This window comes from Streptomyces sp. NPDC041796, from assembly GCF_055590785.1.
In genome coordinates this window covers 1-21,295 of record NZ_JBVJAH010000042.1, presented here as the reverse complement: position 1 = coordinate 21,295, position 21,295 = coordinate 1, and the positions used below count along the sequence as shown (strand labels likewise).

Sequence of the window (21,295 nt, the reverse complement as noted above, 5' to 3'; positions counted from 1 at the left end):
CCCCCCCCCCCCCCCCCCCCCCCCCCCCCCCCCCCCCCCCCCCCCCCCCCCCCCCCCCCCCCCCCCCCCCCCCCCCCCCCCCCCCCCCCCCGTACGAGGTAGCAGGGGTCAGTGCCGGGGGTCGGCGTCCAGGATGCCGTCCGGCTCGTAGCCGGAGCGCGGAGTTCGACCGCAGCGGCCCAGATGTCTCCCGCCGCCGTCCGCTTGACCGACAGGGTGGTCCATGATGTCCTTCAGGATCATCCGGGCCACACGGCGCTCGTTGCGCTCACGCAGGGGGGGCTCGGACTCAGGCGATCATGGCGACCGGGTCAGGCAAGAACCTCGTGGCCACCCCGGAGTACTGAGGAGTTCCGTGCGGGCCATGGCTGGTGCTCGTCCCTCGTTGGACGAGCGCCTGCCCACACAGAAGCCGAATGGGCCCGAAATGTACGTTGCGTACGCTGTTCGTACGCCAAATGTACGCGTAACACCAAGGGAAGCGGCAGAAGCGTCTGTCCGGCGTGGACGAGATGGTGATCTCGCTGTCCGTAAAGGGTCTGCCGACCGGTGAGGTCCAGGCCTATCTGGCCGAGGTCTACACCACGAACGTGACCGAATCGGTGAACGCCAGGATCGGGCGGGCGGGTCAAGGCCCCCGGCCACTTCCCGAACGAGACCGCTAAGTGCGTCTACATGGCCATCATGCCGCTGGACCCCACCGGCAAGGGCCAGGCCCGCTGGACACCATGCGCTGGAAGACCGCCCTGAACGCCTTCGACATCACCCCCGACGGCCGACTCTCAGCAGCCCGCCAGTAGCCCCATCCACCCTGGATACACCACTCGTTTGACAAAACTCCCTCGTTACACCGTTCGATTGGCTCTGTCTCACATTCGGTGGTGACGGAGTGTGCTGTTTTTCGAGGAGGATGCGGTGCCGGAGCAGGGTGAAGCCTGCTCGTCCGTGCATCTGGCGCGCGATCCGTTTGGTCTTGGTGTTGACGCCCTCAGTGGGGCCGTTGCTGTGCGGAAGCGTGAGCCCGGCGATCACGGCGTCGATGTCCCGGTCCAGGCCCCGGGTGAAGGCGTGTAGGTGGGGCAGGTCGGCTGTTCGGACTTGGGCGATCCAGTGCGTGAGCGCATCGGCGTTGTCGGCGTGTGGCGTAAGGAGCGGTGCGAAGTCTCTGATACCTGCGGCCAGTTGGGTTATCTCGGGGCAGGCGGTGGTGAGCTTGTCCAGGAGCTCGTGCTGCTCGGGCTTGAGGTTGTCGGGTCTGGTCAGCAGCATCCGGGCGAGCCGGCGTGGCGAGATGTGGCTGCGGTCGGCGTCCGCGCGGCCTTGGTTGATGTACTTGTGCAGAAGGTTCAGGCAGCCCATGAAGCCGAGGGCCTTGATCTCTTCGAAGAGGTGCTGGACGGGGACGCTGGGATCTTCACTTCGGCGTTTGCGCAGGTGCTCGCGGTAGGGATCGACCAGGCTGGCACGGTACTTGGGGACGCGGAGCATGCGCTCGGGCCGGTCGGCTCGGGCGTAGCGTTTGACGGTGTTCAGGGCCAGTTGCAGGCGGCGGGCGCATTCGAGCAAGCCCACGCCCTTCTCGAGCAGGCCATGAACCTGATGCCAGCGTTCGAGGGTGGTCTGAGCGCGGGGCCCGTGGTAGATCGGCGCGTCCAGTACGGTGGCCCAGCAGGCACTGTGTGCCTTCACCTCGCTCAGGGCGGCATCGCACAGGTTCTTCCATAAATGCCAGCGATCACCGACTTGCACCGCGTCAGGCAGAGCACGGCGGATGGCCTCGGCGTAGGTGGCTGAGCCGTCGCGGCACACGACCTCGATGCCCGGATGCCCGCGAAGCCACGCTTCCAGCGTGTCGGCCGTGCGGTCGGGCAGCACGTCGATCCGCTCATGGGTCTCGGCGTCGATCACCACGGTGGCATAGCGGTGCCGTCGGCGCAGGGCGAAATCGTCGACGCCGATCACGCGGGGCACCCGCCCGGTGGGCAACGGGATGCGCAGCAGGGTGCGCAGGGCCGTGTGACGGGACAGGCCCACCGCGAGTATCGCCAGCAAACGTGATCCCGCCCGGCCCGCTAACTCCTTGACCACGGCCTTGACCTGCCTGGTCAGACGAGCGGTGCGTCGCTGGTATCGCTCCAGCACCCCGGGCACCTGTTCGCGGAAGGTGTGGCGGCAGCCTCGCGGCGGACACACCCAGACCCCGCGCAACTTTCAGGGGTTGCAGTTGGTGGCGCTCTCGACGTTGGTGCATGTGTCGGCGCCGGGTCCCGCGTCGGCGGTGTCAGCGTCGTCTCCGCCGTCGATGGCGTCGCTCAGGCCGGTTCCGAGGGGGCTGTAGTACTGGTTGCCGTTCTTGGCGTCACCGTAAATGGTGTCGCTGCCGCTGCCGGCGTCGATAATGTCGCGGTTACCAGAGGTCGATACCCCGGTTCCTGGTCCGGTGACGGTGAGGGTTTCAGTGTCCCCGTAAAGGATGTCAGTGCCTTCGCCGCCAGAAATATTGTTGTCGCCGCCCGAGATGTCCACGGCTCCAACGCCAGTAAACGTCATCTCTTTGGTCTGGCCGTAGATCGTATCTGTGCCATCCCCGCCGAGGAGCGTGTCACCGGTGAATGCGAGTCCCGCGCTGGCGCTGGTTACCTTAACGGTCAAGGCGACGCCAGCCATGGTGTCGGTTCCCAATCCGCCGTCGATGTAGTCGGCCCCGCCAGTGTTCGCACTGACCGGGGTGACAGCAGTCTCCCACTCGCCCAGGAGGAGGTCGGTGCCGCCCTCTCCGAAGATCCGGTCGTTGTCACCGATGGTTCCGGCTGCTGTGGGTGTTTGCCTGTCGCCGTAGACGGTGTCGTTGCCGTCACCGGCGCAGATGATGTCGTCGCCTCCGAGACCGCTGATCGTGTCATCGCCACCCAGGCCGACGATCACGTCGGCACCCGCAGTTCCCGTCAGTGTGTCAGATCCCTCTGTGCCGACGATGGTGGCCGGCCTGGCGTCACAGGACGTTCCCAGGCCTGTCACGTCAACAATTTCGTTGGTGACCACGCCGTCGGTTCGTGTTACGCCTTGCTCGCTGTCACACGCCAGTGGGTCAAGGTGGCCCAGGGTGGAGGTGCGGGTGACGTGAGCGCCGACAAACTTGCCTGCGGTTACAGTACCGGTAGAGACAGCGACGACCATGCCTCCGGGCCGTACAGCGATGACCTGGTCGTAGACTTCGGTGCTCGTTTCACCCGTGTTCCAGGTGATGATCTGAGTACCGCGAACGCTGCCGCTGGTACAACTGCGAAGCCCCGTGCCCGTCGCGGTGCTTGTGCCGGATGTGATGTTCGGATCACTGGAAGCGCAGGGACCGTATACGGTTGCGCCGGAGGTAGCGATTGTCCGAGGCGTGAAGGTCATCCCCGGCGTATATGTGACGGTCTGGGTGCCCGAGCACACGGCAAAATCGCCCGGGGCAGCGTGAGCCGACGGGGCAAAGAGCACGCTGCTCACTGCCACAAGCATGCTCATGAATACGTACACGGCTCCACTCGGAATTCTCAGCCAGGGCCGATGCGGCAAGATAATCATGACTGCTCCGTTCGCCGATTGCTGGGAGCCGAACTGCTCAGCCCTCAAAGGGATACCTACCCAAGACCCAATAGATCCGACCAGCCATCCCCCAGCCGGACTCGGCACGCGGATCGCCGAGTGGCGGTTCTATTGAGCTTTTTCGAGTTGGCCACCGACCGGGTGACAGGCAAGGGCTCGTAACCGGGCAAGGCTCCGGGACGGTTGAGCGAGAGATCACACGTCACAACGCGTCCGCCAGGGAGCCTTGTTGATTACCTGTCCTGCCGTACCGGGCCCTCCTCATGAGCTTGTGGAGGAGGCTGTTTACTCCTCTGCGTCAGAAGTGATCTCGTTGATGCTGGTCGGGCCCTGCTGACACCGGGAATGACGCACAGTGGGTGACTTGATGAACGAGACCAGCCCACATGCCGATCCACTGAGCAGCGGGAGGAGGACGGAACGAGCCGTCTCTGCGGGGGGCCCGCAGGTCGTGCAGGATCGCGGAAACACCGATCGACTCCTCGACATCCATAGCGGTCAGGCCGTCGACGCCGGGCGTCCGGGCTCCCTGGTTGCCCGCGACTCGAACGCCCACAAGCAGCGTTGCCGGGTCGTGCACGTAAGTTGAACAGGTCATCGAACCGGCGGCCGGGATCGGCCACCGCTCAAGGGTGAAGCTTGTTCTGCATCTCCAGTAACCGGGCCCGAGGGTCCGGAGCTCCGCCATTCGGCAGGGCGTCTTCCGGCATTGCAGTGGCCTTCCCTTCTCGATACCGCGGCCGCCCTTCCCCATGTTGCCGGGGGTGCAGCGCATGCGCTTGGCCTACCGCAAACAGGGTTTGTGGGGGTTGCTCGACCACCGCACCACCGGGCCTCCAGCCCTACCGGGCGGGCCGACGAACGGGTCGTCGCCGCCGTCCGCGAGGCGCTGCGCCGCCGCCGCGGGCGTTCCAAGGGCACCATCAACGGCCTGTTCCCGCTGATCAACCAGATTCTGGAGGACCGGCACGGTCCCGGCACGGTGCCCGCGCCGTCCCAGGCCACGCTATACCGGCTCGCCACCAATCTCGCCCGGCCCGGCGAACTGCCCTCCGGGCCCGTCCGGCAAGTACCGGCGAGCGTCGACGGGTGGGCGTTCACTCCAGCTACGGCGCTGCGGCCCGGCGAGCAGGTGCAGGTCGACACCACCCGCCTGGACGTCCTCGCTCTCTTCGACGACGGGCGTCTGGCCCGGCCTGAGCTGACCATCGCCGTCGACGTCGCCACCCGCGCCATCCTTGCCGCCGTGCTGTGCCCGTGTGCTACCAAGGCCGTCGACGCGGCCCTGCTGCTGGCGGCGATGGCGGTCCCGTACCCCGCCCGCCCCACTTGGCCGGACATCCTTCGCATGGACCACGCCCCCGCACTCCCCCACCAGCGGCTGGCCACGCTGGATGCGCGCCTGGCCGGCGCGGCGGCCCGGCCCGTCGCCCTGCCCGAGACGATCGTCGTCGACCGCGGCAAAGTCTTCGTCTCCGCCGCGTTCACCGCCGCCTGCGAACACCTCGGCGTCAGCGTCCAGCCCGCCCCGCCCCACGCCCCCACCGCCAAAGGCATCGTCGAGCGGACCTTCGGCACCATCAACCACCTGTTCTGCCAGCGCCTGCCCGGCTACACCGGCTCCGACGTCACCCGCCGCGGCCCCGACACCGAGAAAGGCGCCTGCTACAGCGTCGCCCAGCTGCAGGACCTGCTCGATGAGTGGCTGGTGCACTACCACCACCGGCCCCACGAAGGCCTGCGCCACCCGATGATGCCGAAGAAGGCCCTCACACCGAACCAGATGTGGGCCGTGCTCGTCGCCGTCGCCGGACATGTCCCCGTCCCGCTGACCGGCCGCGACTACCTCGAGCTGCTGCCCGTGCGCTGGCAGGCCATCACTCCCGCCGGCATCCGCATCCACCAACGCACCTACGACCACGATCTCCTCGCCCCGTACCGCGGCCAGGCCTCCCCCGTCGCCGGCCGGGGCGGGGGAAATCCACTACAACCCCCACGACGTCCGCCAGATCTGGATCCGCCTCACCGACGGCCACCTCACCGAAATCCCGTGGTCCACCGCGACCACGTCCACCAGCCGTTCAACGACCACACCTGGCAGCACATCCGCACTCACGCCCACCGCAACAACCACGACGACAGCCAACAGCATGAAGCTGACCTCGCCGACGCCCTCGACCAGCTCATGCGCCGCGTCCACACCGGCCACGCCACCACCACCGAACAAGCTCTCCTCGCCCGCGCCACCACGCTGCCGGTTCCCGCCGCACGGCACCCTCGCCACGGCACCGGGCCCCATAACCGGCGAGCCGGCGCAGCAAGACGAGGACGACAGCATCGACGAGCTCGACGACCTCCCCGAGGACGACACCCACCCCGCCGCGGCCGCCGGATTCGGCCTCTACGACGCACACGAGGAAGCCGACAAGTGGTGAACTTGAACCCGCAGAGTGCGGGCAGCACACCCGTCGGCGGCAGCGACAGCGATGCGGCCGAGCTGTCCTGGCCCCTGACCACCTGGCAGGGCTGGCACCGCTTCGCCACCACTGAGCCGCCCGGCGACCCACCCCGCAGCACCGACGAACGCCTGGCCTACCACTCCGCGTTCGTCACCATCCGCACCCCCGCCATCAGCACCCTCGTCACCCAGGTCCGCACCCTGATGATCCTCGGCCGCCACCAGCAGACCACCGCACGGCCCTCCCTCATCGTTACCGGACCCGCCGCCGGGAAAACCACCGCCCTGCTCAACGTCGTGCGCGCCTGCCACCTCGCCCACACCCGCAAAAACCCGCCCCCGCCCGGATCAGCCCACACTCCGGTACCCGTGGCGTACGTCCTCGTCCCGCCCGGCGCCACCGCGAAAACCCTCATCACCGAATTCGCCAGCTACCTCGGCATCCCCACCACCACCCGCATGACCCAGACCCAAATCACCGACGCCGTCTGCCACACCTACACCCAAGCGAGCGTCCAACTCGTCCTCATCGACGAAATCCACCGCCTCAACCCCCGCACCACCACCGGCGCCCAAACCGCCGACCTCCTCAAAGACCTCACCGAACGCCTGCCCGCCACGTTCGTCTACGCCGGCATCAACGTCACCGACACACCCCTCTTCACCGGGACACGGGGCGCGCAACTCGCCGGCCGCGCCACCCTCATCACCTGCGGGCCCCTCCCCGCCCGACACGGCACCCGCCAACCCTTCCGCGAGGTCATCACCGACATCGAGAACGCCCTCGACCTCCACCAGCACCAACCCGGCACCCTCCCCCGGCACGCCCCCTACCTCCACCAGCGCACCGCAGGCCGCATCGGATCCCTCACCCGCCTCATCCGCCAAACAGCCATCACCGCCATCACCGCCATCCACGACGGCACCGAACGCATCACCAAAACAACCCTCGACGCGGTACGACTCGACCACCTCGCCGAAACCCACCACCGCCCCCGCACTCGAAGCCGCTAACCCACCCGCCGAACAGGCAAAACAGCGCTGGCCAGCGAAAACACCAACCGAACCTTTACGCGCTAGGACTACCTACAACCCACCCGGGCCACACTCCACACACAACACGCAGCCCCAGCTCACACACCCGGTCCACCCCACCGGAACCACTCACCCCGCCTCTCAACAAAACCCACAACACACCAGGCCAACAAACACCCACCCCCCTCCGAGCGTTACCCGACCTGATCAGGCCAGGGCACCCGAGACCGATAACCGACTACCCGCAAAGTCACCGGTATTTGGTCTAGACCTGCGTCTTGAAGTGATCAAATCGGTGAGATGGCTAGTCTCATCTCTTCCGCCTTGGGTCGCGCTGGCGGTAGCCGTCCATCGCCGCGAGGAACCCCTGCGGGGACAGGTCGGCGGCGACGCCCAGGTCGGCCATCGTCGCCAGGTAGGCGTCCCGTCCGTTCCTCGTGGCGCCGCCTGGTGGAGGCCCGGCAGGAACACCTGCGCCCCGGAAACTGACCGCCCGGGCAAACACGAGGCCCCGGACCAGGAGCTGGTGCGGGACCATCGTGCGGTCCGTCGGCACCAGGTCCCCGGCAAAACAAATGGTCCGCACGCCGACTGGCGTGCGGACCCAAAAGAAAAGAGGGGCAGTGGCCATAAATGGCGAGTGCCCCTTCAAGTCTGCACCGATTGTAGCACGGGAGACACGTTCGCCAGTTTCTGCTGGTCAGGCTCCGATAGGGTGCCCAAATGGTCTCCACCGCAGTCCAGGACCCCTACGCACGCCACGTCCTCGCGCGTATGTCCGACTTCTTCGCTGATGAGCGTACGCCCTGGCCCCGCCGCCTGTGGGACATAGGCTCCGTCCTCGCGCTGGAGGAACTGTGGGAGGCCGGCCACTGGCAGGCCCACAACGTGCTCTCCTCCTCCGCCTGCGACTGGCAGCGCCACGAGCTCAAGGCCATCCTCGGCCGTGACGCCGGGCTCGGCGCGACAAGGACCTCCGCAAGGAGATCACGAACCTCCTCAGCAAGCCCCTCCCCGACCCCAGCCCGGAACGGCGCCGGCTCAAGGAGGTCATCGGGCACCTGCGCCCCGGCTACCTGGACCGGTGGGTGACGGCGATCGCCGTCGAGGAAGACAAGCGGATCAAGCCCGAGCGGTTCTCCCGGACCGTAGCCGCCCACCTCCTGGACCTCGGCTACAGCGGCCTCCACCTGCGCGAATGGGCACGCGGCCTCAAGACCGCCCGCGTGACGGCCACCGACATCGCCGAGAGCGCAGCAGAACTCGCGCGCGCCCGCACGCAGACCTTCGACGTCCTGGTCGCCCTCGACAAGGTCCCTCACCGCGAACTCGCCGAAGCGCTGCCGAACTGGCTCGACAAGGGCAAGGTCGGCGCCTGGCTCCGCGAACAAGGCCACAGCACCGCCGGCTTCCGCACCGGAGGCGGCTTCGTCTACCAGCTCCAGGCACTCGACCCCCTCAGCGCGGCCGACCAGGCCCGCCAGCTCCTGGACCGCATGACCGCCCGCTCGGAGTTCCTGCGCGGCCGCCGCGGAGGCGTACTGCCCCTGCCGTTCATCTGGGTCGCCGGGTACGACACCCCGGTACCGCTCGAACCGCCAGCCCGCGGCGTCGACGTCCTCTCCCTCGTCTACGAGGGCCACCTCTACAAGGTCGACAGCCGAGAGCGCATCGACGACGCCCTTGAGCTCGCCGCCGTCAGCAACCGCGGCCCCCTCGCGCCCGCCGTCGCCGGCGGCTGGGCAGCTGTCGAGTCTCTCCTCGTCCATCCCGATGACCCCCGGGGCGACGGAGAACGGTCCGGAAAAGCCGTCGCCGCCGACCGTATGGCCGCGATCATCGCCTGCTCCTGGCCCCGCGCCGAGCTGACCACGCTGGCCCACCGCCATCAGCCCGCACAGCCCGACGCCCTCTCCGCGGCGGTCGCGGCCTGCACCGCCAACCGCGAACGTGCCCGGCTCGTTGCCGACGCCCTGCGGGCCGGAGGGCCCGAAGCCCTCGCCCTGAAGTACACCGACACCGCGGCTGCCCAGCGCATGGCCGCACTCGTGCAGAACCCAGGCAAGCAGCTCGCTGAGGTCAATCACGCGTTCCGCATCGCCATGCGCCGCCTCTACCGCACCCGCAACATCATTCTCCACGGCGGTGCCACCCAGGGCGTAGCCCTGGACGCATCCCTGCGAACAGCCGCACCCCTCCTGGGCGCCGGCCTCGACCGCATTGTCCACGCCTCGTACACCGAAGGACTCGACCCGCTCGACCTCGCCGCCCGCGCCGAAGTCGCTCTCCAACTCGTCGACGGTGAAACCGGCCTGTCTACCGTGGACCTGCTCGAACCGCCTCACTGAGCACAGCCGGAGGACCGCATCCTCACCTTGGGGGGACGGACTGTGGCGGCCGCCGTTTCCATTGAAACGGCTCACTACCGAGACCGTCGCCGCAGCTGCGCGACACGGGGCTGGTGCGGGTGTCCGCCCGGTGAGCTGCAGCGGACTCCCGGGCCAGCCTTGCAGGTAGGGCAGGCGACGTCGGTGACACGCCACACGGAACGTAGCCGCGGGCGTGGGGACTTCAGCCTAGGGCTTTCGTTCGTTGATGATCAGGCGTAGCCGTTCGTCGTGGGGGAGCTGCCGGCGGGGCCCGATGCCGTCGTCGTTGAGACAGCCCTTGCCCTTCTTGGCGCCGCACCGGGGACAGGGATGCGTGAACCATGCACCGGTGTCACCGCGACGCCAGTGATCGCGTTGGTGGCACAGTCGATGAACCAGGTGATCCACGGCATGCGAGCCCTGCCCTCAACATCGACCAGCACCGGCGCCTGGACGTGATCGGTCTCCCACACCTGGTTGCGCCAGCCCCGCGGCCGGGCCAGAAACACATCATGCTTACGCGCCGCCCCCTCCCCACCCGCAAGCCCCGCCCGCTCCCCCGGCGACAGATCACGGCGGATCGCCCGATGCAGCGTTGTCAGCGACGGTGGGCCTGCAGCCGGGGACTGCCGAGCAGCACGCAGGACCAGTTCGCGATGAACTGCCCGCACGTTCCCTTTCCACAATGCGAGCAGCCCTCGGACTTCGGGCGTGATCGTGAACCTCGCATCGGCCCGGGAGCGTGCGCCGGGGTAGGCGGCCGCGGTCTCATCGCTCTGAGCGGTGGCCAGCCAGCGCCACACCGTGCGCTCCGATACCCCCAGCGCATCCGCAGCCAAACGCACATGACCTGTTGTCAGGTTCCCCCCGGCCCGCAGAGCGAGCAGCCGCCGCACCGCAGGCCCGCGGAGTGCCGTTCTCGACACTGCAGGCAGCGCACTACCCGCAGGGACAGCACCCTGGTCCTCCATGCCCCCACGCCCCTGCCGCCCACCAAAAACCGGTCACCGACCACGGTGCCGCCACACGGCCCCCGAAGGATCAGAAGTGCCGTTCTCAAGACAGTGGAGCGCAGTGGGGTGTACCAGCCCATAACAGTGACACCCCCTCCAGAAACCGCTCCACGACAGTACGCCCGCCCACTCCCCTCCCCCAGCCAGCAGAAACACCCTGACCCTGACACACCATCACCGACACCCACCCGGCACATCGCCCCGTAGCGAGGGCGGGGAAGCACGAAGGCCCTGCTCCTACTCGGAATGAACCTGAAGGAGCAGGGGCCTCGGGGCAGGCTCAGCTGCCAATGGGACGGGGTCAGGCTAGGTTGATGTTCTCGGCCTGCGGGCCCTTCTGGCCCTGGGTGATGTCGAACGTCACGCTCTGGCCCTCCTGGAGCTCGCGGAAGCCCGAGGAGTTGATCGCGGAGTAGTGGGCGAAGACGTCCGGGCCGCCGCCGTCCTGGGCGATGAAGCCGAAGCCCTTCTCCGCGTTGAACCACTTCACAGTTCCCGTAGCCATATCCATGCCTTCCAGTCGATGAACGCCTCCCACGACGTGTGGAAGGCGGAGGTGATCGCCCTGGTTCCTGCGGCACAGCACAGCAAGACGCCCACGCCGGAGGCGTGGGCAAAGGGAACTTCCGACCACGACAGCTGACGCAGACGGTACACGTCCGCACATGCTGTCACCACAGGAAATGAGCACACGTCATGGCTTGCACCGGGTCCGCGCAGGCCCGCCGAGGCCGGCGGGCGCGCCCCAGCTCACGCCGCGGCCGGTGGGTTCGCTGATTCGGCGGCGCGGCGGTATTCGGCGTTGATGCGCTGGACTTCCTCGAGCTGGTTCTCGAGGATGACGATGCGGCAGGCGGCCTCGATGGGGGTGCCCTGGTCGACGAGTTCCCGGGCTCGTGCGGCGATGCGCAGCTGGTAGCGGGAGTAGCGGCGGTGGCCGCCGGCGGAGCGCAGCGGGGTGATCAGGCGGTGTTCACCGAGGGTGCGGAGGAAGCCCTGGGTGGTGCCGAGCATTTCGGCGGCCCGGCCCATCGTGTAGGCGGGGTATTCGTCGTCGTCGAGACGGCCGTACGTGTCGTCTGCGGTCATCGCACCTCTCTGTGGAACATGTGGAGGGGCCCGGGTGCCGTACTGGCACTCGGGCCCCGAAGGAACTGCTACACCATCTGCCGGCCCTGATGCTGCGCCGGCCTTCTGTTTCCGCGGACCCGACCTGGATGCTGTCGGGGGTGCGGGGATCGCGGATGCTTGACCGGAGACCACCTCACTATCGATGTCCTGCGGTACCCGGGCTCCGTACTGCTCGCCCGGGCGATCCTGATGGTGCTCGGCTTCTCCGTTCTTCCCTCTGGATCCATCACTTACCAAACGGGAATTGCGTACTGCTGTTCTGCGAACTGCTTGTCCTGCTGGTGGCCTCTCACAGCGCCACTTCGGCAGCCAGCCCCGTCGCCCGTCCTGCGTCTGCTCTGGCTTAGAACCCCACTGCCGAACTTCCAGGTGCGCGCGCCCGCAGCCGACGCCTTCACCGAGGTACTGCTCACCAGACTTCACTGCTGGGCACTGCCAACTGCTCTTACTACGGGTACTGCACCTGCGGTAGTGCTCACGGCGGCCCCTGATCACTGCGGGCCGCCCGGTCCGGTCACCAGTCCCGTCGCCGTCCTGCAACAACCCTGGCTTCGAAACTCCGTCACCGCACCGTCCTGCGAACTGCAACTGCGTGTACTGCGGTACCCGCAGTTCGTCTCTGCCGGGCCCTGCGGTCCTTCTTGGTTACGGGAGAAACCATAACCACGCCGATGTCTAATGTCTACTCCGGCCGACATAGATTTCCGGGTGTTCGGCGATCAGGTAATGGACCTGAACAACGACACGGAAGCGATCATCGCCCGGGTTACCCGCCACAGCCGGGGGCACAAGCACCACACAGGTGCGACCGGCATCGACGATCCAGAGACCAGGGTGGACCTCATGGGCAGGACGAGTGTCAACGTCGCAACCACCGGCTCCTCCGCCTCCGTCGCCAGCGCCCGCGAGAGCACCCGGGACTTCCTCGACCGCCTCGTACCCCTGATCGCAGCCGAGGCCGCCGACACGGCGGTCCTGGTCGTCTCGGAACTCGTCACCAACGCCCTGCGCCACACAGGCGGCACCTGCACCCTGGACCTGACCGCACACCCGGACAGCCTCCAGGTCGCCGTCCACGACTCCAGCCCGCGGGCGCCGCGCATGCGCACCCCAGACCTGAACGGCGGCACCGGAGGCTTCGGCTGGCCCATGGTCAACCGCCTCGCCCGCGCCACGTCGGTCACCCACCGGCCGTCCGGCGGCAAAACCGTACGTGCCTTCCTGCCCCGATAGAACCCCGCCGCAGCACGTATCTCACCCGGCGGCGTTGCCGCGATGAGCCGGCATCGCTGAAGCGGGCGTATCACCCGCGAGGCCGTTCCCGAGCCGGTCCCGCCACCGTGGTCCTGGCCTACCCCAAGGCCAGGACCACCACGGTCCTCACTCGCCACCCTCGCAGCCCCCCGAAGCAGATCTGGTGCTGGCACGACCGCCGGGCCGAAGTCGTACTTTCCGGGAACCCGGCCGTACAGCAACTCCTCTTCCCGCGGGTGGACTTTCGCTTAAGCAGCGCTCCACTGATGGGCCCGGCCCCCGCGCCACTCCACCCAGCGCGGATCATCCAGCACCCGCTCCAGGTCGCTCACTCCAGCCGCTTCGAGGAAGACGACCAGGTCGTGGTCGGAGTGCGCCAGGCCCGGATCTCGTCCTGGCCACCACGGTGCATGGTCACTCGCCGCCCGCCGGACTCCGACGGCCGGTGCACTACCCACGCCCGCCAGGCTCACCCACACCGCGGCACCTCAGCCAGCCGGCCACGTAGACCTCTTCCCCTCGGCTATCGCGTGGGGAAGAGGTGTCGCCGTCCCAGACCGGCTTGCCCACCGGTCCTGACCAGGCACGAGGTTCAAGATCGCAAAAAGGGAGGGTCCCACTCCCGGTCGCACCTCCGGTGCGACCCCTAGTGCACCTCTACGTGCAACCCTCCAGCCCCCTTCCGGTGCAACCCTTTCCTGGGCGGCGCGGCCTGCTGTCGGGGAGGCTTGCCCGGTGGCCGGGCGGGTGTCGGGATCAGGGCCCGGTCGCCGCCACAGGGCGCAGCTGGCTGAAGTCTCCTGGCTAGCTCTCGGAGGGTTTCGCGGATGGCGGCAGGGCCATGTCGAGGAGTGCGTCGATGGTTTCCTCGCCGAGCGTGCTGTCGTGGTGGAGGGACCGGCGGATGAGTTGCCCCACAGTCTGCGGGTCCACGTCCAGCTGTGTGTGGGCGTCCAGGCAGATCTCGCTCAGGAGTCCTGCGGTGTGGTCCGGCTTTCGCTGGACGTACCAGTCGAAGACCTTGACCACGTCGCGGCGGAGGGTGCCGAGCCAGATTCCGCTCCTCCCCTTCTTCATGCCTGTGGCCAGATGGGAGATCACTGCCTCGATCAGGGTCGTGCGCAGCGCCGACATGGGGACGAGGCTTTCGGTTCCCACCGTGAGGGAGACCGCGGGCCACCAGGCGAGGGTCTTGGCTGCCTCCTCGGTGTGCTTCCCGTCAACGTGGATGACCTTGGTGAGGCGGTTGTGGTCGGCGACGAGCCCCTGGGGCTGCGGGGTGCCAAAAGAGGTGGTGGCGGAGAGGAGTGCGCCGGGACCCTGCGCGCGGTGATGCTGTTCAGCCCAGTCCCGGGCCACGGGCTGCGACCACAGAGGCCCGCCTGCGCCGTGGGCCTGTGGTTCGGGCATCTTGTGGTCCTCGTACTCCGGCATCGGGAGGTCGTCCTCGGCGATGTTCGCGATCTTCGCCAGCCCGGCGCGGTCTACCAGGAGGCCCGACTCCAGCTCGGGGGCCTGCAGGTCGACGACGCACTCGTCCAACGGCCGTGCGTCCGGCACGCGCCGGCGGTGCTCCGCCCACAGCGCCAGATGATCACGCCAGTTGGGCAGGGCCGTCTTGTGCGCGGTGAACCCGGCGATGGTGGCGACAGTCGCCTTGCCCGGGTCGGCAGGGTGGACTAGGAGGTCCGCAGCCGTGACGGTGAGCGCGTCCTGGACGGGGCGAGCGTCGTAGCGTTCATAGGCGCCGTCGAAGACCACGCCGGGCCGGTGCCAGGCGGTGCCGTCCCACCAGTAGCCGCCGTGCCGGTAGAGGAAGCCGGTGTGCCCGTACACCCAGTCGTGGTGGAGCCCGCTCCAGCTGCCGTCGGTGACCAGGACGACCGTGCGGCCGTGATCGGGGTGGTAGTGGACGGCCCACGCGTACGCGCGGTTCTTCGGCTCGGTGGTGAACGCCACCCAGCCGCACCTCCCGGTAACGGGTCGGTGCGGCCCCACAGGCCCTCGCCCTGGTCCCGGCCGGTGCGCTCGATCGCGTCCGGATTGTCGAGCGGCAGCCGTTCGTCGTTGATGAACGGCAGGCCCGGCACGGGATGATCGGTACGAAGTCCGTTGGCCACCGGACGGAACTCACCCAAGATCGTCTCTCCCTTGCGGCATGAAACCCCGCACAGCGCGGGGGTAAGTCCCCCCCATCCCTGCGGCAGCACCGGCTCCGTTAAACCGATCAAGCGGGACATCGGGCGGAGCCGTCAGTACGGGCGGTCCGTCCAGCCCGGATGCGGCATCGGCCCGGCCCCTGCGACGACTCCTTCGCCCTGGAGGCCGTCGGGCCGGGTCCTGGTGGCCACCCTGCGCGGCTGGGGGCGGGCCGGGCCGGACGCGGTGGAAGGATCGCCCACGCGGCCATCGCCTTCGTCAGGCAGGTCCTCACCAAGGAAGAGTTCAGTGAAACCGAAGTGCCGGCAGCGTTCGATGAGGTCGCTGGTCTCGCGTGGGAGGCGGTTGGCCTTGTCGGGGATGCGTTCGAGGATGCGGTGGTTGTGGCTGGCCAGCGCGCAGGCGATCGCCCACACCGGCTCGTAAGCAGTGCCCATGATGTTCTCGGCGTCAGTGCCGGGCGGGATGTAGACGGGGACGATCAGCGAGGCGGTCTTGCCGCTCACGTCGAGGCGCAGGGCGCGGCCGAGGGCCTGGACGCAGCGGATGACGCAGCGGGTGGGGTCGGCGAACACAAACAGCGTCGACGCTGGGGATGTCGACGCCCTCGGCGATCAGCTTTGAATTAGCCAGGATTCGCGCAGGCGGCAGCGGCGAAGGCCGCGAAGCAACACCCCAGGCCAGCTACCACCGCGTACACCAACAAACCCCCCTCCCCGTGTCAGGGAAGTCCCCTTCGGCATGCGTAGGTGGACAGAAGACCTGTGCCATCGTTCGGGATTCTCGGAATTTCGCATCCGGCTCCGGATCGGAGATCATCCGATCAACCGCGTCATGCAGATCCAGAGATGGAGGGAATTGATTCTCTTCGTCCATCATTTAGCTCCTGCCTTACTAGACCAGGGGCCAAGAGCACAGCGCCCGGCCCCAAAGCTAAGAAACACCTGCCCAGTCACCGTTGGCTCCACTTGCAGCAACAGTCACCAGCGCCTCATAAGAAGTTTGAACAAACTTGCCTTTTAGATCAGGCCGGCTGCCACATACGGATGCCAGTCCGGTTCGGGACTGTGGACAAAAACCTATAAAAGAAGTAAATCCGCAATTCGCGCCGGAGTGGTAATATATCCGATGCTTGCCGAAGCGTCGAATATTCCAAAACAGAGAAGTCTCCTCGCCACTTCGGCGGTCCAGCACTCGCGGTGTGAGGACTTCCCGGAAGGCATCTTCCCTGATAGCGGAATATCCCGATACACCCAGGTGGGCATCCAGATAAATCAGCAGGTCACCGAGCGAGCTTCGAACACCCCCAGCCCCAGGTAGTCCGTGCGTCCACAAGCAGGGAAACGGCTGCTGTCGGTGATGGCCTCCATTCAGCGCATATGTCTGCTGCCTCGCAGGCGGCTGGCCCCGCTTGCCGGGGCTGTGCAACACGGAAGCTGCATCAGTAGAAGTCAGGCCCAGCGGGCGACAAATCCGCCTGGCAAGTAGGTGCGAGTAGAGCGACCCCGAAGCTTCCGCCAATAGATGACCGAGAACACCTGCACCAAAGTTCGAATAATGAATACGGCTGCCCGGGGGATGCCGAAGTCTTACGTTTGCCAAAGCCTGCAGGCAATCCTGATAACTGTATTGGGAGTACGGAGCAGTGCGCCAGCGTTTGACAGCGACAGGCCAGATGTTTCGGGGAAGCCGTGGCAAGCCGGACGTGTGTGTGGCCAGATGACACAAGGTGACACGTTGCAAATAGGGATTCCTCACCGACACCCATCTGGGGAGGAACCGGGTTATCGAGTCATCTAGGCTGACCTCTCCGCGAACATGCATGTCGGCAAGAAGTAGAGCCGTAAAGGTTTTACTTATTGAACCCAGTTCGTACCGGATGCTCGGGCCGCCCGTGGCGCCATCAATGTGAGTACCGGTCCCTGAGTGAAAAACGGTATGCGCGGCACCGTCAGTGACTCCGCACGCTACAGAAGAAGCCCGAGGCGCACTATTGGCGATGGGAGACAACTGGCTGGTCAGCCCGCCCTGCTCCCCGAGTAGGTGAGCCCTCATGGTCCAGCCTGGAGGGCGCGAGACAACGCTATGGTAGCGGCCGTTACGGCCACGACGGTGGAGTGATGATGGGTGACATATGCTTCGGCCGGGTCCTCCGACACGGCATGGGCATCGCGTGGCAGGAGTCCGTCCGGATTTTGCGCAGCAGCCAGCATTCGCCAAGCACCGAGTCCGCATACAGGCTCGGATAGGCAGCTGTCAACGGCCAGCAATTCGCCGACTAGATCCCACTCGCCAGCCTCTGCCCAAGCCTCTACCCAGGCAGGCAACCATTGTGCGAGATAATCTGCCACTTCCGGAGGCAAGCGTCGGGGCTGGCTGCCCCAATCACTCAGATGAAACACAGTATGAGTCACGTTATAGGCAGTCATCCAATCGATCAACCAGGGCTCTGGCGTTGCGTTCAGCCACGTCACTGAGGTAAGAAATTCCCAGTTCCGATCATCTACGATGCCAACCACATGCGCTGCATTCGCCACAGCTAGCTGGCGATTCGGCAGCAGCTCGCTCACTTGCACCGAACGCCTCGCATGCAAATGGCGAAAAAGTCTTTCCAGTTGAACGTGACGGTGGGTGCCGGCGCGCCGGAACGGTGAGTATGTCTCCAGCGGATCCGTCATCATCGGATGATTCAGTTGACGCTCGTACAGAAGGTCGCCCTCGCGGAATTGCTCCCAGGTGTAATTGAGCAAATCTCTTGCATGTGCATCACCTCTCCTTCCCCCGATTCCGTCCCGGATTACAAGCGAGGCAGCCAGGGCGCTCTCTGCCAAGGGCATGTATGTTTCATCGGGATTTGTGAAGGTAGCGGTCACATCTCCCGGTATCTTTAGATGGTGGCGCCCGGCCGATAGCCATTCGAGGGCAGCTGTCAGCATGCTATGTGCAACTCCTGCAGGTACTGGCTGCGTCATCTTTCGCCCCCGCCGAAGTGTCGGGCTACCTCTAGATTTATCCTGCTTCGTGCGTTATACGCGCCAACCAATTCAATGTGATCGATAATCGGCGCAACGGACAATACCCTAGACCTGCACCGGGTCTGCTCCAAGGCCAGCCACCTGGCCAGAGAAGCGGTGGTCGGGAAATCTCGTCGAAGAACCGACCAGACAATGCCACGGGCAAGGCCGAGCAGGTTTCTTTGCGCTGCTGCATGCAGTTCTGAAGACAAACCTGGAAGAGCTACAGCTGGCAGACGCGCGAACTCCGTGCACAAAGTCAGCCAGTCGGCTTGACTCGTAGCTACAAGTGGAGGATCGGATAGGTCTTCGAAGGCAGCGGAAGGCCGTCCGAGTAGCTGAGCGGTTGCCCAGTCATACCAGACTCTGGTCGAGTCTGCTTCGCTTGTACGTGATGCTGCTGCGAGGGGGAATAGACGATAGGCCTCTTCGAGTACCTGTACTTCACCAGCATCCAGCGGAATAGCATGGACCGCGTGGGCACAAAGGGCGTCTGGGCCTAGCGCGCGCACGGCAGCCAGAGAGGCCTTTGCGTCAGTCGTCTCATTGACGAAGTCCTCAAGCAGGTGCGGGTCCTTTGTGCCCTGCGGCTGCAGAGCACAAAGGACCCGGGCAGAGAGAGCCGATGTCGATTCCGCATAGGCTTCACGACTGCTTTGCGGAGTCATCGATCCTCCACCCTCTGATCATGCGGTTCAGCTCATTGCTGCGGTCAGGTCTTCTTCGGCTTGGGGTCCTTCGGTGCCTTCGGCGACTCCAGCAGCGCCCCAAGAAGGAGGCCTTGGCCCTTCCCCATCGGGACGTAACCGGGGGCGTCGCTGATTGGCGTCACTGGCGACTCCATGAGGCACCTGACCGCCACCAGTTCCGAGTCGGTTGGCTGCGAGAGCTTCTCTGCGACCCGCATGTCAACACCTCCCTGCTTCTGCGTAGTTGACCTTCACTATTGAGCCTAACAAGATGGAATAAGTGCCACAAATTGATTTCATCATCAATGACTGGCCAAGACTGGCTGTTGCTGCTTTCACATACCACGGCGCACCACGCTGGAAGTGCAGGACGGGGTGCTGCGGTTCCGGTCGACGACCACTGGCGCGCAGGGGCCCGTATGGTCGAGAGCTGCTCTGCTGCACCCACCGCCGCCCGGCTCAAAACGCATATGCTTGATCACAGGCCGACTGCGCCCAATCCAGCGCCGCCTATCGGGAGTCCCACAGCCCTGAGCTCTCTGGTAGCGGCGGCCGGGCCCGCATACCCGGCCGCCTATCACTACCGAATCATCTGCGGAAGCAAGCAGACGGCAGCACCAACAGCATGCGCTCACGGTGGAGGGACGGCAACGTGACAGGCGGGGCCACCACCACTTCGCCTGGGCTGCTGTGGCCCACCGGAGCACGCGCAAACGGGCCATGATCTGCCGGTCTTCCTCCACCACACGCAGCCGTTCCCAGCCGGCCTCGGGGTGAGCGGGGGCGGTCGCGTCGACGCCGAGAAGTCGAATCTTTACCGAGTTACTGGAGCCATGACCGTGTTGTCCCTGGCGCTGGCACGCGCTTCACCGTAGCCGCTAGCCAGACAATGCCGGGCAATCCGGAAGTGGGAAAGATGTCCGGCGCCAAGTCCGCCACCTGCATGGCCATGGTGATCACCGGTGACGGCTACCACAACACACCTGGTCGTCTCACACACCGCCGCGGGCACGGTCAGGCACCGCTGGGCCGGCTCCGGATCCCGGCCGCGAAGCCCGCTACGGCAAAGGTGGGCATGCCCCGGGCCCTACATCAATCGACCGCGCGGGCCATGGCGATCAGGTCGTCGGCCTGGCCGATCGGCTTCGAGCGGCGACAGGTCCGCATCATCCCAATGACCACGGTGACGGTCACCGAGTAGGCTGAGGCACGCCCGGGAGCACAGCCCGCATGGCATGGGGCCCTTGAGGTCTGATCACCGCCGGTGTGGGAGAGCAGAAGCCGTTCCGAGCCACTGACGGGGCGCCCCCTCGGGGCTCCGTGGGGTTGACCGCTGAGCGACTTCCTCGCTGCCGCGTCGTCAGCTGCGTGAGCCCCGCGAGTGCTTCGAGTGCCCCAAGTTGGCGCCAGTTCACTCTCTTTCCCGGTATGCCGGATCTGCACAACACTATTCTCGATCTGGGCGGATTGATGCAGCACCTCCCATGGCACTGCCCGGCCAGAACGGAAGGTGTGCGATGCAGCGATCCTCTCCCCTGTACCCCCGCCTGGCAGTAGCAGCCGGCTCGTTCGTCCTGATGCTGGGCGGCCTTATCCCCGGGCAGGCCGCAGCCTCGGCGGCTGAGTACACCTGTGACGGGCTGCCCGCCACGATCACCGGCACGCCGGGGAACGACGTGATCGTCGGACTGGGCGGCAACGACACCATCTCCAGCGGAGGCGGCGACGACCGCATCTGCGCCGGCGGCGGCGACGACACCGTCTACGGCGACGTGGAAAACCCGGCTCCGGGGCTGTTCACGGCCGGTAACGACCGGATTTTCGGTGAGGGCGGCACCGACAAGCTCTTCGGGGACTTCAGAGCCTTCACCACACCCGCCGGTGCAGGAGTGCCGGGTACCAGCGACTACCTGGACGGGGGCGAAGGCGGCGACACCATCTACGGCAACGCGGAGACCATCACCAGCGGCGGCGGCGGTTCTGTGGGGGCGGCCAACAACACCATCCGGGGCGGACCAGGAAACGACGTAATCTACGGAGGCAGCCGCACTGTCACATACACCGCGGCTGTCGTTGGCCTAGAAAACGGCAATGACGACATCAACGCCGGCGACGGCGCGGACCTGGTGTTCGGCGACCACGAGAACCTCAACCTCGGTGCGGCGACGTTGAGTTCAGGCAGCCGTGACACCATCAAAACGGGGGAAGGCGCCGATACCATCTACGGGGATGCCAAAAACCTGAGCGGCAACCTCATCCCCGTCGGCGGCGGCCACGACGACACCATCGACGGCGGCGCCGGCAACGACAACGGTGACGCCGGACCCGGCACCGACACCTGCACCTGCACCTGCACCTGCACCGAAACCGTCACCAACTGCGAACTCTGACGCCCCGCTGGCACTACCGGACCAACTGATCACAGCCCGGTGCCACCCTGTGCACGACCCCCACCCGCAGGACAGACCCATAGTACTGCAATCACACTTGTGTGTGGTTGAGTTGGAGTATGGCTGAGCTTGGGGTGGGGCTGGTTGAGAGGTGGGACGGGGTGCTGGCGGGGTTGCATGCCCGGTTCGCG

Annotated in this window: 16 protein-coding genes and 2 pseudogenes; 7 read left to right on the top strand and 11 right to left on the bottom strand. The window is 66.3% G+C overall.

The window, feature by feature from the left end:
* Window positions 1–575: 575 nt before the first annotated feature.
* Window positions 576–800, top strand: a pseudogene (locus ACZ6C1_RS37205) (transposase); the annotation flags it as partial.
* 103 nt (window positions 801–903) lie between these two features.
* On the opposite strand, the pseudogene ACZ6C1_RS37200 reads toward ACZ6C1_RS37205, so the two are convergent.
* Both ACZ6C1_RS37200 and ACZ6C1_RS37195 read right to left on the bottom strand, forming a co-directional pair.
* Window positions 904–2,193, bottom strand: a pseudogene (locus ACZ6C1_RS37200) (ISL3 family transposase); the annotation flags it as partial.
* A gap of 18 nt (window positions 2,194–2,211) precedes the next feature.
* Window positions 2,212–3,522, bottom strand: coding sequence for a calcium-binding protein (locus ACZ6C1_RS37195; RefSeq protein WP_469247493.1), 1,311 nt, complete (start codon window positions 3,520–3,522; stop codon window positions 2,212–2,214).
* An 871-nt stretch (window positions 3,523–4,393) separates the two neighbouring features.
* Between ACZ6C1_RS37195 and ACZ6C1_RS37190 the strand changes: the two genes are divergently transcribed.
* Entirely contained in the window at window positions 4,394–7,063 is a 2,670-nt protein-coding gene (locus ACZ6C1_RS37190; RefSeq protein WP_469247491.1) for a TniB family NTP-binding protein, read from the top strand.
* Window positions 7,064–7,394: 331 nt separating this feature from the next.
* Here the strand turns inward: ACZ6C1_RS37190 and ACZ6C1_RS37185 are convergent, their stop codons facing one another.
* The gene (locus ACZ6C1_RS37185) at window positions 7,395–7,640 is read right to left on the bottom strand and encodes a hypothetical protein (RefSeq protein WP_469247495.1); all 246 of its coding nucleotides are present in this window, start codon (window positions 7,638–7,640) and stop codon (window positions 7,395–7,397) included.
* A gap of 167 nt (window positions 7,641–7,807) precedes the next feature.
* On the opposite strand from ACZ6C1_RS37185, the gene ACZ6C1_RS37180 reads away from it, so the two are divergent.
* Entirely contained in the window at window positions 7,808–8,176 is a 369-nt protein-coding gene (locus ACZ6C1_RS37180; RefSeq protein WP_469247490.1) for a hypothetical protein, read from the top strand.
* Complete coding sequence (locus tag ACZ6C1_RS37175; RefSeq protein WP_469247489.1) at window positions 8,173–9,432, top strand: hypothetical protein; 1,260 nt, start codon at window positions 8,173–8,175, stop codon at window positions 9,430–9,432. The genes ACZ6C1_RS37180 and ACZ6C1_RS37175 overlap by 4 nt, the downstream gene beginning before the upstream one ends.
* 74 nt (window positions 9,433–9,506) lie before the next feature.
* Here ACZ6C1_RS37175 and ACZ6C1_RS37170 read toward each other — a convergent pair whose 3' ends face one another.
* The 4 genes from ACZ6C1_RS37170 to ACZ6C1_RS37155 form a co-directional block, all read right to left on the bottom strand.
* Window positions 9,507–9,659, bottom strand: coding sequence for a zinc finger domain-containing protein (locus tag ACZ6C1_RS37170; RefSeq protein WP_469247494.1), 153 nt, complete (start codon window positions 9,657–9,659; stop codon window positions 9,507–9,509).
* A gap of 1 nt (window position 9,660) precedes the next feature.
* Entirely contained in the window at window positions 9,661–9,861 is a 201-nt protein-coding gene (locus ACZ6C1_RS37165; RefSeq protein WP_469247487.1) for a zinc finger domain-containing protein, read from the bottom strand.
* Between the two features lie 906 nt (window positions 9,862–10,767).
* Window positions 10,768–10,971 carry a cold-shock protein gene (locus ACZ6C1_RS37160; RefSeq protein ID WP_388373277.1) on the bottom strand — a complete coding sequence of 68 codons (204 nt, stop codon included), beginning with the start codon at window positions 10,969–10,971 and terminating at the stop codon, window positions 10,768–10,770.
* 245 nt (window positions 10,972–11,216) lie between these two features.
* Window positions 11,217–11,555: a MerR family transcriptional regulator gene (locus ACZ6C1_RS37155; RefSeq protein WP_469247486.1), complete on the bottom strand. Its 339-nt coding sequence runs from the start codon at window positions 11,553–11,555 to the stop codon at window positions 11,217–11,219.
* 885 nt (window positions 11,556–12,440) lie between these two features.
* Here ACZ6C1_RS37155 and ACZ6C1_RS37150 point away from each other — a divergent pair.
* Window positions 12,441–12,830, top strand: coding sequence for an ATP-binding protein (locus tag ACZ6C1_RS37150; RefSeq protein ID WP_469247485.1), 390 nt, complete (start codon window positions 12,441–12,443; stop codon window positions 12,828–12,830).
* Between the two features lie 825 nt (window positions 12,831–13,655).
* Here ACZ6C1_RS37150 and ACZ6C1_RS37145 read toward each other — a convergent pair.
* From ACZ6C1_RS37145 to ACZ6C1_RS37130, 4 genes are all read right to left on the bottom strand, one after another.
* Window positions 13,656–14,810, bottom strand: a complete 1,155-nt coding sequence (locus ACZ6C1_RS37145) for a hypothetical protein (protein ID WP_469247483.1) — start codon at window positions 14,808–14,810, stop codon at window positions 13,656–13,658.
* 293 nt (window positions 14,811–15,103) lie between these two features.
* Window positions 15,104–15,586 (bottom strand): hypothetical protein, encoded by a 483-nt coding sequence (locus tag ACZ6C1_RS37140; RefSeq protein ID WP_469247481.1) that lies wholly within the window; start codon window positions 15,584–15,586, stop codon window positions 15,104–15,106.
* Between the two features lie 358 nt (window positions 15,587–15,944).
* Window positions 15,945–17,066, bottom strand: coding sequence for a serine hydrolase domain-containing protein (locus ACZ6C1_RS37135; RefSeq protein WP_469247480.1), 1,122 nt, complete (start codon window positions 17,064–17,066; stop codon window positions 15,945–15,947).
* Window positions 17,063–17,947, bottom strand: coding sequence for a DUF6895 family protein (locus ACZ6C1_RS37130; RefSeq protein WP_469247479.1), 885 nt, complete (start codon window positions 17,945–17,947; stop codon window positions 17,063–17,065). Before ACZ6C1_RS37130 ends, ACZ6C1_RS37135 begins: the two co-directional genes overlap by 4 nt.
* A 1,683-nt stretch (window positions 17,948–19,630) precedes the next feature.
* On the opposite strand from ACZ6C1_RS37130, the gene ACZ6C1_RS37125 reads away from it, so the two are divergent.
* Together ACZ6C1_RS37125 and ACZ6C1_RS37120 are read left to right on the top strand one after the other, a co-directional pair.
* Entirely contained in the window at window positions 19,631–19,915 is a 285-nt protein-coding gene (locus tag ACZ6C1_RS37125) for a hypothetical protein (protein ID WP_469247478.1), read from the top strand.
* Window positions 19,916–20,198: 283 nt separating this feature from the next.
* On the top strand, window positions 20,199–21,104 hold the full coding sequence (locus ACZ6C1_RS37120) for a calcium-binding protein (RefSeq protein ID WP_469247476.1): 906 nt from the start codon (window positions 20,199–20,201) through the stop codon (window positions 21,102–21,104).
* Window positions 21,105–21,295 lie beyond the last annotated feature (191 nt).

What these genes read in the sequence shown, in the direction of transcription:
- ACZ6C1_RS37155 (WP_469247486.1), bottom strand. Translation starts at nt 11,555, where the DNA reads ATGACCGCAGACGACACGTACGGCCGTCTCGACGACGACGAATACCCC.
- ACZ6C1_RS37180 (WP_469247490.1), top strand. Translation starts at nt 7,808, where the DNA reads ATGGTCTCCACCGCAGTCCAGGACCCCTACGCACGCCACGTCCTCGCG.
- ACZ6C1_RS37125 (WP_469247478.1), top strand. Translation starts at nt 19,631, where the DNA reads ATGTCCGGCGCCAAGTCCGCCACCTGCATGGCCATGGTGATCACCGGT.
- ACZ6C1_RS37150 (WP_469247485.1), top strand. Translation starts at nt 12,441, where the DNA reads ATGGGCAGGACGAGTGTCAACGTCGCAACCACCGGCTCCTCCGCCTCC.
- ACZ6C1_RS37160 (WP_388373277.1), bottom strand. Translation starts at nt 10,971, where the DNA reads ATGGCTACGGGAACTGTGAAGTGGTTCAACGCGGAGAAGGGCTTCGGC.
- ACZ6C1_RS37120 (WP_469247476.1), top strand. Translation starts at nt 20,199, where the DNA reads ATGGCACTGCCCGGCCAGAACGGAAGGTGTGCGATGCAGCGATCCTCT.
- ACZ6C1_RS37130 (WP_469247479.1), bottom strand. Translation starts at nt 17,947, where the DNA reads ATGCTGACAGCTGCCCTCGAATGGCTATCGGCCGGGCGCCACCATCTA.
- ACZ6C1_RS37135 (WP_469247480.1), bottom strand. Translation starts at nt 17,066, where the DNA reads ATGAGGGCTCACCTACTCGGGGAGCAGGGCGGGCTGACCAGCCAGTTG.